Annotated in this window: 11 protein-coding genes and 1 riboswitch; all 11 genes read right to left on the bottom strand. The window is 53.1% G+C overall.

The features are described 5' to 3' along the window. Positions 1 to 122: 122 nt before the first annotated feature. The gene (locus ACAN56_RS20000; RefSeq protein WP_379145294.1) at positions 123 to 986 is read right to left on the bottom strand and encodes an aldo/keto reductase; all 864 of its coding nucleotides are present in this window, start codon (positions 984 to 986) and stop codon (positions 123 to 125) included. Positions 987 to 1,093: 107 nt separating this feature from the next. Next, positions 1,094 to 1,408, bottom strand: coding sequence for a DMT family transporter (locus ACAN56_RS19995; RefSeq protein WP_076110504.1), 315 nt, complete (start codon positions 1,406 to 1,408; stop codon positions 1,094 to 1,096). 1 nt (position 1,409) lies between these two features. Then, entirely contained in the window at positions 1,410 to 1,742 is a 333-nt protein-coding gene (locus tag ACAN56_RS19990; RefSeq protein ID WP_038599007.1) for a DMT family transporter, read from the bottom strand. 107 nt (positions 1,743 to 1,849) lie between these two features. Further along, positions 1,850 to 1,957: riboswitch (guanidine-I (ykkC/yxkD leader) on the bottom strand. Positions 1,958 to 2,033: 76 nt separating this feature from the next. After that, positions 2,034 to 4,046 (bottom strand): beta-galactosidase, encoded by a 2,013-nt coding sequence (locus ACAN56_RS19985; protein ID WP_379145292.1) that lies wholly within the window; start codon positions 4,044 to 4,046, stop codon positions 2,034 to 2,036. Between the two features lie 21 nt (positions 4,047 to 4,067). Further along, complete coding sequence (locus ACAN56_RS19980) at positions 4,068 to 4,895, bottom strand: carbohydrate ABC transporter permease (protein ID WP_076110502.1); 828 nt, start codon at positions 4,893 to 4,895, stop codon at positions 4,068 to 4,070. Then, positions 4,892 to 5,776: a carbohydrate ABC transporter permease gene (locus ACAN56_RS19975; RefSeq protein WP_076110501.1), complete on the bottom strand. Its 885-nt coding sequence runs from the start codon at positions 5,774 to 5,776 to the stop codon at positions 4,892 to 4,894. The genes ACAN56_RS19980 and ACAN56_RS19975 overlap by 4 nt, the downstream gene beginning before the upstream one ends. A gap of 101 nt (positions 5,777 to 5,877) precedes the next feature. Next, positions 5,878 to 7,182, bottom strand: coding sequence for an ABC transporter substrate-binding protein (locus ACAN56_RS19970; protein ID WP_076110500.1), 1,305 nt, complete (start codon positions 7,180 to 7,182; stop codon positions 5,878 to 5,880). Between the two features lie 79 nt (positions 7,183 to 7,261). Next, positions 7,262 to 8,347: a response regulator transcription factor gene (locus ACAN56_RS19965; protein ID WP_379145286.1), complete on the bottom strand. Its 1,086-nt coding sequence runs from the start codon at positions 8,345 to 8,347 to the stop codon at positions 7,262 to 7,264. Next, positions 8,340 to 10,124: a sensor histidine kinase gene (locus tag ACAN56_RS19960; protein WP_379145284.1), complete on the bottom strand. Its 1,785-nt coding sequence runs from the start codon at positions 10,122 to 10,124 to the stop codon at positions 8,340 to 8,342. The genes ACAN56_RS19965 and ACAN56_RS19960 overlap by 8 nt, the downstream gene beginning before the upstream one ends. 167 nt (positions 10,125 to 10,291) lie before the next feature. Continuing rightward, entirely contained in the window at positions 10,292 to 11,641 is a 1,350-nt protein-coding gene (locus tag ACAN56_RS19955) for a glycoside hydrolase family 30 protein (protein ID WP_379145282.1), read from the bottom strand. 215 nt (positions 11,642 to 11,856) lie between these two features. Beyond that, positions 11,857 to 14,127, bottom strand: coding sequence for a glycoside hydrolase family 3 C-terminal domain-containing protein (locus ACAN56_RS19950; RefSeq protein ID WP_379145280.1), 2,271 nt, complete (start codon positions 14,125 to 14,127; stop codon positions 11,857 to 11,859). Positions 14,128 to 14,179 lie beyond the last annotated feature (52 nt).

Here is a 14,179-nt window from a genome sequence, read left to right as displayed (position 1 = left end):
GCGTGAAGCCTAAACATCCTTATATTTACAAAAAAAACGGAAGTCTGCATTGGCTGCAAGACTCCCGTTTAGGGTGTGCTTTATTTAAATTTCCACTCCGTTATTTCTAATCTTTAAAAGTTTTAGATCATATCCAGTGGAACTCTCCAGGCGGGCTGCGGAAAAGCCTCATCCAGCTGCCACAGCTCATCGGTACTGAGCTTGATTGCCCCTGCTGCCGCGTTCTCGGCTACATGCCGCGGGGTCGATGCTTTGGGAATAGCGATTACGTCGCCTTCCCGGATGCTCCAGGCCAGCAGAATTTGCAGTGGTGTCGCTCCGTGTCTAAGGGCAACCTCCTGCACCGCAGCATTCTCCGTCAGCCCTTTTCTCAAGGTGCCTGCCTGTGCCAGCGGAGAGTAGGCCATTACAGGTATTTTGTGGCTCCGCTGCCAGGACAGCAGCTCATGCTCAATACCTCTGGAACCCAGGTGGTAGAGGACCTGATTAACAGCGCAGCGGTTGCCTCCGGGGATGCGCAGCAATTCCCGCATATCGTCCGTGTCCAGATTGGACACGCCCCAACGGGCTATTTTTCCGGCGGCCACCAGTTCCTCCATGCCTTCCACCGTCTCCTCCAGCGGAATCTTCCCCCGCCAGTGCAGCAGATATAGATCCAGATGATCCGTACGGAGCCGCTTCAGACTGTCCTCACAGCTGCGGGCCAGCTGTTTCTTGCCTGCATTTTGCGGATACACCTTGGAGACCAGGAATACGCTGTCGCGGATTCCCCGGATCGCTTCGCCAACAAGCTCTTCCGAGCGGCCGTCTCCGTACATTTCTGCCGTATCTATCACACTAAGACCCAACTCTACTCCATGCCTCAGGGCAGCTATCTCCTCAGAACGTCTGGAAGCATCATCACCCATACACCAGGTTCCCTGCCCGATTCTCGGCAAGTCTGTTCCGTCCGGAAGTTTAATCCGCTCGGGTATATTTTCATTCATAGTGGAAGTCTCCTTATACGATGGATTAAGTACTACTTACTATACTTACCATGTTACATCATTCGAAACATCGTACAGGTGTCTATTTCTTTAACATCTCAGCGTCGTCAGCCTACCATTTTCAAACCGACGGCAGCTCCGAGAATCACCACAATACAGATGATCCGCCGCAGATCCCGGGCTTCACCATACAGGACCATGCCCAGAATCGCACCTCCGGAAGCACCAATTCCTGTCCATACCGCATAGGCCGTGCCCATCGGGAGACTTTCCATGGCGAGCGACAGCAGCAGAAAGCTGCCTCCGAATCCGAGAACCAGCAGGGCAATCGCCTGCCAATTGCGGTCCCGGTGCAGCTTGCCTATCATCGCCACCCCGAACATTTCACAACAGCCGGCAGCAATCAGCATTAACCAAGCCATTTTAGGACACCTCCTTCTCTTTAGAATCACCAGTCACAAGCTTCAGCCCGATAACACCCGCCAGCAGAACCAAGACCAGCACCAGCTTCAGCGGCTTGAACGGCTCACCGAACCAGAGGATATCCGCCAGGACGGTCCCGGCTGTGCCGAGTCCGACAAATACAGAATAGACCGTACCTACGGGCAGCTTGCTGCTCGCCGAGATGATCGTATAAAAACTGATGATAATGGCCACTACTGTAACGAGCCACTCCCACGGAGCCGAAGCGTGCTTCAGCCCGATGACCCACACGACCTCGAAGCAGGCAGCGCCTGCGATCTTAACCCATGCCATACTGTTATTCACTGCCATTTCCTCCTCTTCCCCTAAATAAGTTATGGTACAAACCTCTTAACCGCGGAAACAAAATAAGCCCGGAAGGCCATCGTCTAATTGACGATACCTCCCGGGCTTTTATCCCTCCGTGTAGACATGTACATCGCAGTACAAGCGTTTTCCCTCGGACCAGCCCAGCCTGTAGCAGCTGCGGAACCCTAGAAAACAGAACAACTGATTAAGTTACATTGTATGTTAGCAAATACCGCCGATAAAAGCAACCCTCTATTATTCCCGGGGCCTCCGGTCTCATTGTCCGCTTGAATGCTCCAGGAGGATGTGCACACCCCAAGGCTCAAGCTCAAGTTTTTCCTCAGGCTGAACCTCTCTTCCGGACAACAGCTCTGCTGCCGCGCCATGCCGGTACACCATAGACACCGGCTCATCGCTATAATTAAAATAATAGCGTACCCTCTGCTGCTGCCGGTTCACTCCAGTCTTCACAATCAGCGGAAAAGCCAGCTCCTGATCGGGCCCCCATAGTCCGGCCTCCTGCGCAGCGGATTTCAGGATGCTGCCGGCCAGCCCGCTGCTTGTCATGCAGCCGATATAGGTTGCCGTACCGTTTCCGAACCTGTTTCGGGTGACGGCCGCATATTCGCCCCAATGAGGATGCTCATAACGGAACAGCACCTCCGCCGTATCCGGTGTAATCAGCTCCATCCATGTATTCACCGCAGGATCTGCCGCACCGGTATCCAGAGCTTCGCTGCGCAGTGTCACCTCATGCGGAGTCACAAACATGCTGTAGCTGATTCCGCAGGCCTCGCTGATAATGCCCGGCTGCTCTGCCGTGCGCACTTTGAGATCTTCATCCGCGAAACCGGATTTGAAGGAATAGACGGCGTGGCCTCCCTCGCGCACATATTCATTTAAGCGCAGCAGTGCTTCATCCGGAACGGCATAAAGTGCCGGAACAATGATTAGACTATATCTCGAAAGCCCGGTACAGCCGGGCTGAATGAAGTCGCATTCGATATTCATCCGGTACAGCTCATCGTAAAGCCAGCGAACCACATCATTGTAGTTCCTGCCATCCGGCAGCTTGAACCATTCCATCGCAGTCAGGGCTTCATTGCTGACCATTACCGCAGCCTTGTTATCCTTGCGCAGGTCACCCAGCGCCTGACTTAAGCGGGCAAAATCCCGGCCGATAGTCTTGGCCTCGTTGTATACCGGATTCGGCTTAAAGTCGTGGCTGAGCAGCCCCTTCCAGTAGGTCTCAAACGAATTATGAATGGAATGCCAATGCCAGTAAGCCACCATATTTGCCCCGGAGGCGAGATGGCTGAAGGCCTGGAGCCGCAGCTGGCCCGGATAGGGTGTCCAGTGGGGAAACGCCTGGGCTTGTGTCTCCAATACAAGATAATTGCTGCGCTTCAGGGAACGGGCGATATCCCCTCCGAAGGAGATTTCCGTTCCAGTCAGCTCATGCTGCGAGGGATGGTAAATATCCACTCCGGCGATGTCGAAGGCTTCAGCTGCGGCAAAATGATCCACGGACGGCTGTACGCCATACGAAAAGCCGCGCCATTCAAAATCAAAATTCTGTGTGACGAATTGTCCCGGCTGCTTGTACTCGTTCACCAGCGACACCTGCCAGCCAAGAAATTCCGTCACCAGACCGCGCTGGAAACGGGCGAATTCCGCACCCAGGCTGCCGTTGATCGTGCCGACAGCGGACGGAAAGTCCTCCCAGCTGTTAATCCGGTTGCTCCAGTAATCCAGCCCGAACCGGTCATTGATCTCATCCAGTGTTCCATACTTCTGCCGCATATGCTTAACAAACAGCAGCTGCACATTCTCTCCGGCTGTCCCGTAGTGCTTCGTCTCGTTGTCCGTCTGGTAGCCAATGACCGCCGGATGCTTGCTGACCCTGCCGATCAGCTTGCGGATGATCCGCTCCGCATGGAACAGGTAGACCGGGTTCGTTATATCCATGATCTGCCGTGCGCCATACCGGCCGGGACCGTCCGCCGTTACAGCCAGCACTCCGGGATGCTCTTTGACCAGCCATGTGGGAACGGCATAGGTTGGGGTCCCGACAATCACGGAGATTCCTGCGGCATGCATCGCATCCAGCACCCGGTCGACGGAAGTGAAGTCGAATATCCCGTTCTGCGGCTCATGCGTGCTCCAGGTCGATTCGGCGATGCGGACGGTATTGATCCCGGCCTCCAGCATCATAGCAATATCCTCATTCAGCCTCTCATAAGGCATATATTCATCGTAGTAGGCGACGCCGTAACGTAATTGACTCATTACTCTGTTGCTCCTCTCGCTTTAGCCTTTTATTGCCCCTTCGGCAATGCCCTGCATAATAAACTTTTGGAAGAATCCATAGATAACGATCACAGGAAGCGCAGTCAGCACCAGCGCCGCCAGAATCAGCGACCACTCCTTATTGTACTCTCCGAACAGTGTGTTGGTCGATAGAATCAGCGTATATTTGGTAGAGTCGGTGAGCATCAGCAGCGGCAGCAGGAAGTCATTCCAGATCCACAGGAAGTCCAGAATCGCAATGGTTACCGTAATCGGCAGCAAGAGCGGAAAGATGATGCGGAAGAAGGTCTGGAACTCGCCGCAGCCGTCAATCCGTGCCGCTTCCTCAAGCTCGCGGGGGATCGACTTCACAAAGCCGTGGTACAGGAAGATCGCCATGTTCACTCCAAGACCAATGTAGATCACAGCAAGGCCGTAAGTGCTGCCGCTGACATGCAGTGCTTTGGCCATCCGTGTAAGCGGAATCATAATCGAATGAAACGGTACCAGCATGGAAGCAATGAATAGCGAGAAGATCGCCGCGCTAAGTCTGCCGGAGGTCCGGGATAATTTGTAACCGGCCAGGGCAGCACAGAAAATGATGCCTCCAATACCAATGACCGAGACAATAACCGAGTTCAGGGTGCTGCTTAGCAGGTTGATTTTGCTAAAAGCCTGGCTGTAGTTCTCAAAGTGCAGCTTGGTCGGCAGCGCCGTGAAGGAAGCGAACATCTCGCCTTGGGTTTTCACGGAATTGATAATCGCCAGATAAATCGGGAAAAAGGACATGACAGCACCGATACAGAGAAACAGCGTGATGAATAGGTTGGCTCCCTTTCTCAGTCTCATGCTTCCACCTCTTTTCTCTTCATGACACCGATCTGGATAAAGGTGAAGAGCAGGATAATTACGAACAGAATCACCGATTTGGCGCTGGCATATCCGTAGCGGAAGTTGTTGGAGAACGCCTCCTCGTAGATATTCATCGTAATGACCTGTGTACTGCGTCCCGGACCGCCGCCGGTAAGCCCGTATACCACCTCAAATACCTTGAATGCCCCGTTCAGCGTAAGGAAAAAACAGATCGTAACCGCATGCGTAATCATCGGCATCGTCACCTTGCGGAACGTCTGGAACGGGCTGGCCCCGTCAATGACGGCAGCTTCCTTCAGGCTTTGCGGCACCCCCTGCAGGGCGGCCAAATATATAATCATCATATAGCCGACGCCATTCCACAGCGATACGATAATGATCGAATAGAAAGAAACGTTGGGATCTCCGATCCACAGCTGGTCCAGGAACGACGCTGCCGTCTTCTCGGCAAGCTGCGGCAGCACTTGGGAGAACACGAAGGTCCACATAAAAGCGCTGATGATGGTGCTGATCATATTCGGCATGAAGAAGATCGTCCGGAAAAAGCCTTTGGTTCTTGTTTTTGTCTCAATGAACACGGCAAGCACAAGTGCGAATACATTTTGCAATACGATCATGAACAGCACGTATTTCAGTGTAAAGAGCAAGGCGTGCACGAAATCCGGGTCCTCGCGCAGCGCTTCAATGAAATTGCCGAGGCCGATAAAAGAATAGTCGCGGTTCAGCCCGTTCCAGTCCGTGAAGCTGTAGTACATGCCGCCGATGGTCGGAATCAGCAGAAACAATGAATAAATGATAAATGCGGGTGCAACGAAAGCAAGCAGCGAAACAACACTTTTATAGCGCTTGACCGGCATAATATCCGCCCCTCTCCCTCTGTGGTGTGCAAAGCAAACGGGATGGAGGAAGGAGGGCCAGCGCCCCCGGTTTCTTCCATCCCGGACTGTAAAGCTGTTGCTTATTTGTTTACCTTATTGTAGGATTTCCAGGCTTTGTCGAGCGCCTTGAGCACATCATCCTGGCTCATTTGTCCTGCATAATATGCCTGCAGCCCTTTGCCCACCTCATCCTTGACGGATTGCGGAATGGCCGGGTCCTGCACCGACTTGCCAGCTTTGACATAGGTGGTCGCTTCGGTGATCCAAGGATAGCTCTCATAGGTGTGCACCGTGGACACCGGATTGAATTTCATTGCCTGGAATAAGCCGTTGGAGGCTTGATCATCCAGCACATAATTCAGGAAATCAAGCGCAACCTCCTTGTTCTTGCTGGTCGGGGATACCGCGAGCGAAGTCGAGGCGCTGAGATTGATCAGGGTCGCATCCGCATTGTCGCTGATCGGCAGCGGAGCAACACCGAAATCCAGATCCGGGTTCGACTTCAGAATGGTTTCCGCATACCACGGTCCCATCAGCCACATAGCTCCTTTGCCAGCGGCAAATGCCGCCGCACCGTCATCGCCGCCGACTTCGGTGGCCTTCGCCGTGCCGTTTGCGTTGATGAGATCAAACACATCAAAGATCGCGGATTTCATCTCGGTAAAGGAGCCCTCATCCTTGTTCATCTTGTTGACGAATTCAGGGTCCGCAGTTTTCATCATCCCACCTACAGCCAGCGGAAGCACCAGCTGCGGAATCCATGATTCCTTATAAGAGAGCACGAACGGCGTTATGTTCTTCGCCTTCAGCTTCTCGGTGACGGCCTTCATCTCTGTCAGCGTTGTCGGCGGGGTCAGGCCATTCTCGGCAAATATGGTCTTGTTATAGAGGTAGCCCCAGGACAGGGTTTCCAGCGGAAGCGCCACAACCTTGCCGTCCGTAGTGGTTACAGAGGGCTTCACGCTGTCCAGCAGCTTGCCGACAAAGGGCTGATCAGTCAGGTCTTCCAGGTACCCGGCCTTGTAATAGGATGGAATTTCGTTCACAGCATGGATAGCGAATATATCCGGTGCATCATTGGAGGCCAGGCGCGTCTTCAGAATTTGCGAGGCATTGTCTGCTGTCGGCATTTCGAGCTGTACGGAAACATCAATATTTTTGTCCGCTTTCTCTTTCTTCACGAACTCGGCAATATAATTATCATATTGTTCCTTAAAGCGCGGCTGCGCGATGAACATCTTCAGGGTAACGCTTTTGGCTGTACCGCTGCCTGTATTTCCTTCTTCCGCAGCATTGCTGTTGTTTGTACCGTTGTTGCTGCCGCAGCCGGCCAGCAGTGTGGCGGTGAGGAATGTACAGAGTACACCTTTGGTCATCTTGTTCATGTTGTAAGACCTCCCAATGTCTATGTTTTGTTTACGCTTTCATTGTATCTTTATTATGAAAGCGGTTAATTGGACGGAATTACCCTTTCGGATTGGACATTTTTAAACCGGCTGCTTGCTTGCGCATTTCACCGGGGGCAACGCCGTAATGCTTCTTGAACACTCTGTAGAAATAGCCGACATCCTCATATCCGGCCAGCTCTGCCACCGTCTTGATCGGAATGCTCTCCTCAGCCAGCCATTCCTTCGCCTTCTCCATCCGCAGCTGCAGGATATAATCCGTAACATTACAGCCATACTCCAGCTTGAACACCTTGCTCAAATATTCCTTGCTGACGAAAAAAGCTCTGGCCAGCCCTTCCAGCGTTACCACTTCGGCAAAGTGGGCATTGATATACTGCCGGACCTCATCCAAGTTCAGCTTATTCTTGAACTTGCGCTGTCCGATCAGCTGCTCCAGACTTGTCCCGTAGAGCTGTTTCAGATACGCTGCGGTGCTGCTCCCGGACATCAAAACCTCACGGGGGATCTCCGCCTTCAGGACATCCTCCTCCAGTGCGTTGCTCCGCATGAGCTCCTTCAGCAGCAGCAGCATTTCGCTTGCCGCCTGCCGCAGCATTCCCGGTCTGCCAGAGCCTCCCTGCACCAGTTCTTTCTCTATTCCTTCAAGGACGGCATTGACCCCTTCGGGATTCAGCTCATTGAAATGCACCCTCATCAGCTGCTTGTAAGAAGACAGCGAGAAGGATACCTCAATATCGAGGGCGAACGGTTCCCGGGCACGGTAGCTCTCCTCCAGCTCCTTCCGGCATTTGCGCAGCACGTCATTCAGTTCCCCCGGATCAATGGGCTTCAGCAAATAATCCACCGCACCGTAGCGGATGGCATTCTGGGCATAGTTGAAATCGTCGTAGCCGCTCACAACAATCACTTTAATCTCTGGATAACACTCATGAAGCTGATTCATCAGCTTGACACCGTCCGCACCAGGCATCCGCATATCGGTAATGACAATCTGCGGGGACAGCTCACCGGCCAGGCGCAGCGCCTCGCTCCCGTCTTCTGCTTCTCCGGCAATCTCCATGCCCAGTTCATCCCATAAGCCAAACGTCCGCACAATGTCACGGTTCCAGCTTTCATCATCCACCAGCAGCACTTTAAGCATGGTTTGCACCGTCCCTTTCCAGTGGTATTGTTACAGTCACCTTTGTGCCTTGCCCCTGAATGCTATCTAGACCAATCCCATATTTCCCGCCAAAATGCATCTGAATCCGTGAAGCAACATTGCTTAGGCCAATCCGCTCCCCATGCGTCCATAAATCGCCGCTGCGCCGCTCCAGTCTTCCCCGCAGCTCCGCCAGCTTATCCGGCTGCAGCCCGATCCCGTTGTCGCAGATGGTAATGACCGTGTCCTCCCCTTCACAAGTTACCTTGACCTCCAGCACCCAGGGGCCCGACTGTTGTTCCAGCCCATGAAAAAAAGCATTCTCGACAATTGGCTGCAGGCTCAGCTTCGGAATCAGACTGTCCGTCGCCTGCTCATCCACTTCAATCGCATAGCTGAGCCGGGCCGCGAAACGCTGCTGCTGGATCTGCATATAATTGTTCAGATGGTTCAGCTCCGCCCGCAACGGGGCCAAGTCCTCCGGCTCGCGGATGATGTAGCGGAACATGTCGCTGAGCGATCTCAGCACCCCGTAGCTTTCCGCCGGGCTGTTCTTGAACAGCATGCTGCCGATCATCTGCAAGGTGTTCTGCAGGAAATGCGGATTAATCTGCGCCTGCAGTGCTTTAAGCTCGGCACTCTTTTTCTCCAGGCCGATAACATATTCCGTCCGGATATGCTCGCGGATGCGGTACGACATCTGGTACAGCTTCGTCTCCAGAAGGCCAATTTCATCGACCCGGTTGCTGAGCCGCACTTCACGCTCCTTCATTAAGCCGAAGCCCTGGATGGACCGGGCCAGACTGACGATTGGCGTCGCCAGCCTCCAGGCCAGAATGACGGCGAGCAATATCGCCACGACCACGGTAATGGCGCCTACAATCAATCCGAAGTTCATGGTCGCCAGCGCACTCTGGTTAATGAAGCTGTTCGGAATAACGGTGACCAGCTTGAGACCCACTGGATCAATCGTATTGTAGAACACATAGGCCTGGTCACCGCGGAAAAAGCCCTGTGCCTCACCGGTGCCAGCAACCCGGTCCAGAATGGCTTCCGAAGGAGTCACTCCCCAGGGCTGGTACAGCACCTTGCCGTCGCTACTAGCGATAAATACAGTATGATCGTTGCCCCGGCCTAATAGATTCAGCGTCTGATCCAGTACACCCCAGCGGATTTCCAGGGAGATGCCTCCGAGCTTCTCCTGGTTCTCAAACCGGTTAATGCTGCGGATCAGCTGGAATTTCCCGTTGTCGTTGCCGCCAACGGCTATTGTGAAATCCTTGTTTTGCTCAAAAAGCAGCTTATACGGAGCAGGAATTCCGGCTGTTGAGGCAATGTCACTCTGCGAGGCGTTGATAGTAAACAGCTTGTTATATTCTTTCAGATACAGTTCCACCCCCACCACATGATTGCCCGCAGAGTAGAACAGATTCGTCAGCGTATCAATAATGTTCCGCTGTGCGGCAAATTGGCTGGACAGGCTGGACTCCTCTACATTCGCGAGGTATTCGCTCAGGTGGGGGCTGATCAGCACGGTATAGATCAGATTATTAAGCTGGGCGAACTGGTCACCCAGATAGACACCGGTCCATTTCATATTGGAAAGATTCGTGCTGATGACCTCGGCCTCCATTGAACGGCGGCTGTTCTCGGCTGCCAGTGCTGTAATCGTCACAATTGGCACAACAGCGAGGATAATCATAGTCAGAATAAGCTTATTGCGGATACTGCGGCGGAAAGGCTCAGTAAGTTTCATGATCCAATCGGCAACCCTCATTGCTGTACCAACCTCCAAGTTTCACTTGCCATAGTTTGCCCAAGTCAGAATGGAATTTTCTTGGGTTCAACAATTCATGCTAAGTGTGGAATGCTTTAAATTATTTTATCTTAACAAAAAACTAACGCCCCGCGAAGAATGGACGTTAGTTTAAGGAGAATGCCTTGTTAACTAAGGACAAACGTATGAAAGGATTCCGGTTCAAGCTCCAGGGAGTACGAGGAGGAACCACTATGCAAGTGCAGCATCCGCCGTTCCTTGAATGGATTGGCCAGAACGAGCGTGATCCCGCCCAGCGGTGTCCGGAAAGCAACGGCATGGCCGCTCCACGGACCTTTAAGCCCTACTCTTACTGAACCAGGGACGGCAAACCGGGAGAAATGCTTCATCACGTAATACTCCGGATTCACGGTCGCTTGTCTTTGGCCGGGGTCAATGGTCAGCAGGGAATTCTGCTCCCAGCCCCAAGTGCTCCTTCCCTTGGGCTCAAGCACCATGTTCCAATAGATATAAGCGTTCACACCGTTCATGAAATAATGCTGATACAGGTTAAATACATATCTCGCATAAAACCACGTATTTTTGCCATCGCCGCATTCATTTTCGGTCTGCATGTACCGCAGCTCCGGGTAGCTCTGCGCGGTGCGTTGGATGGCATGTTTGCCGGCCCATTGATAGCCTACTCCCTTAATATATTTATAGGCTTCGGGATCCCCGAGCACCACCCCGGCGAAGGCATCATGATCGCTTGATTTAGCTTTAAGCCACTCATCCCAAGGCTCCGGGGCATTGATCGTCCCCAGCCAAATTTCCGTCTCCAGCCCATGCTTCTCGAATGCCGGGCCAAGGTAGTCGCGGATGAAGATCCTCAGCTGCTCCCCGGTCCAGACGCAGGAAGGAAACTTCTGGTCGGCAACCACCTCATTCTGCACATGCACCTGATGAATCGTTATGCCTTCTGCACGGTAGGCTTCCACGAACTTCACGAAATAAAGGGCGTATGCTTCAAGAACTTGCGGCTCCCAGCATAGTGTTCCATAGTTATACGCTTTGGGGAACTTCATCCATGTCGGCGGGCTCCAGGGGGACGCGAACAGCTTGAGGTCCGGGTTCAGCTGCAGGGCTTCCTTGATGTAGGGAATCAGCATCTGCCGGTCACGCTCAATGGAGAAATGCTCCATGGCGTAGTCCCCGTCATTCTCGTTCAGGCTGTACCATTCCAGCGCATAATCGCTGGCTCCAATCGGCAGGCGGCAGATGCTGAACCGCTGCTCCCCTTCGGGATGGAACAGCTCATGCATCAGCCCCGCACGTTCTTCCTCCGGCAGATGCCCCAGTGCCACAAAGCCCAATTCGTTAAAGCAGCCGCCGAAGCCTTCCAGCGTCTGGAACGTCTCTGCGGTAACGGTCAGATTCGCGGCCGTCCCGGCTTGTTCTGGACCAGGACCAGGGATGTTTTGGGCCATCCAAGGTGCTTTTTCCGTGCTGGCAAACCATTTCTGAATTGTATCAGCCATATTATAAGTTCCTCCATTGGTTTAGTTTGGAGCTGTATTTTTTTAATGATTACGCTTTCATTATATCTCGGGTCATTCATAATGGAATTGGATAATCCGGCAATCACGGATTGGATTATTTTAACCTGTCAAAAGGCAGCGGCCTCATAACGGGGCGCTGCCTTTTCTATTCCTAACAGGTTATGTCTTCCTGCCAGTGATTCGGCAGGCGGCGATTATTGCTCTGCAACCAGCGCGTTCAATTCCCGCAAATCTTCGGCCAAATCAGCCTCGGTATATTTCCCTTGGCCAAAGCCGATCATCGCACGCAGCGGCATATATTTCATCATGGCAAGGAACATTTCCGGATTATCATCCATTGCATCTTCCAGGCCAAAGATACTGCTGTAATTCTTTGCTTTTTCCGCAGTCAACGGATTTGCCAGCAAATCGCCTACCGTGGTGTTGCGGTGGAAACTTACCGTAATCTTCGTTGTCGAAGTTACCGTAAGTGGAGCGGAGAGCCGGATATCCCGCGATGAAGAGCCTACGGCAATATTGAACGTTCCGCTTTCCACATGCCAGTCCGCCAGCTTCACGTTGTAATAGGCAAAAGCACGCTTATTCAGGGTGAAGGAGACTTCACGCTGTTCCCCCGGCTGCAGCTCCAGCTTCTGGAAGCCTTTAAGCTCGTGCAGCGGGCGGATGACACTGCTCTCCACGTCACTGACATAGAGCTGAACCACCTCTTTGCCTGTCCGGCTGCCTGTATTTTTGACATTGACCGTCACCTGGACAACATCCGTATCCCTGATACTGCTCTTGTCCAGTTTCAGACCGCTGTACTCGAATTGCGTATAGCTGAGTCCAAAGCCGAACGGGAACAGCGGCTCGATTTCTTTTTTATCATAATAGCGGTAGCCGACGAACAGGCCTTCCTTGTATTCCACCGTATCGCCTTCACCGGGGAAATTGAGGAAGGAGGGATTGTCACTCAGCTTCTGCGGGAAGGTCTCGGCCAGTTTGCCGCTTGGGCTTACTTCACCAAAGAGCAGATCGGCAATCGCGCCGCCAAAAGCCTGCCCGCCCAGATAACCTTCCAGAACAGCCTTCGTATGATTCAGCCAAGGCATCTCAATCGGGGAGCCGTTGCTCAGCACCACGATAATTTGGTCTTGAACTTCAGCCACCGCCTTGATCAGCGCCTTATGGCTTTCAGGCAGCGACAGATGGCTGCGGTCATACCCCTCCGATTCATAGCTGTCAGGCAGTCCAAGGAACAACACCGCAGCATCTGCGCCTTGTGCTGTTTGCTGTGCTTCCTTCAGCAGCTCACTGTTGATTTCATCGCTGTTCAAGTCATAGCCCTGTGCATACAGGAAGCTTGCGGAATCGCCGGCCACCGCCTGCATTTCGGCAAAAGCATCATCCAGCTTCGTCGGATTGACATGCGAGCTGCCTCCGCCCTGGTAACGCGGCTTTTTGGCGAATTCGCCGATAATGGCAAGCGTTCCGCTCTTGGCAATCGGCAGAATATTATCTTCGTTTCTCAGCAGCACCATACTTTCCCGGGCCACCTTTCGTGCCAGCGCATGATGCTGCTCCAGATCGAACGTTGCATTCTCCTTGCGGTTCTCCACTCTTTTGAAAATAAAGGACAGCAGCCGCTCCACAGCTTTATCCAGCGTTTCCATGGACAGCTCCCCGCTGTTCACTGCGGCCACGATTTTGGCATCACCAATGCCTCCGCTTGACGGCATCTCCAGCTCAAGCCCGGCCTGCAGCGCCTTCACCCGTTCATTGACCGCTCCCCAGTCAGACACGACGAAGCCGTCAAAGCCCCATTCCTCTCTAAGCACCTTCGTCAGCAGTGTTTCACTTTCGGAAGCGTATTCACCATTCAGCTGATTATAAGAGCACATTACACTCCAGGGCTGGCTTTGTGTCACTGCGCCTTCGAAGCTGGCCAGGTAAATTTCCCGCAGCGTCCGCTCATCAATGATGGCATTCGTAGACATTCTGCGGTGTTCCTGGTTGTTGGCGGCAAAATGCTTTAGCGAGGTGCCCACGCCCTGGCTTTGCACTCCTTGGATGTGGCTGGCGCCCATTTCCGAGGATAGATAAGGATCTTCCGAGAAGTATTCGAAGTTCCGCCCGTTCAGCGGGGAACGTTTAATATTGGTTCCCGGTCCAAGCAGGACCGCTACATCCTCCGCCTGGCATTCCTCGCCGAGCGCCTTGCCGACCTCATGAATCAGCTCACGGTCCCAGGAAGATGCAAGCCCGGCTGCGGATGGAAAACAGGTTGCCGGTACACTATTATGGAGTCCGAGATGGTCGGCGCTCCCTTGTTGCTTCCGCAGTCCATGGGGACCGTCGGTTAGCATCAAAGAGGGAATGCCCAGCCGCCCGATGCCTTTCGTGTGCCAAAAATCCAGCCCGGAGCAAAGTCCGGCCTTTTCTTCCAGTGTCATTTGCGAAATGAGGTTTGAAATGTGAGTTGTCATCATATGCCTCCTCGAAATAGGTTTTTCTACTCCCATTCTAATATACTTCAAC

The sequence above is a fragment of the Paenibacillus paludis genome (assembly GCF_042610515.1).
Lineage (GTDB): Bacteria > Bacillota > Bacilli > Paenibacillales > Paenibacillaceae > Paenibacillus_AQ.
The sequence above is the reverse complement of the archived record's forward strand: the minus strand, read 5'-3'. Positions and strand labels throughout refer to the sequence as shown.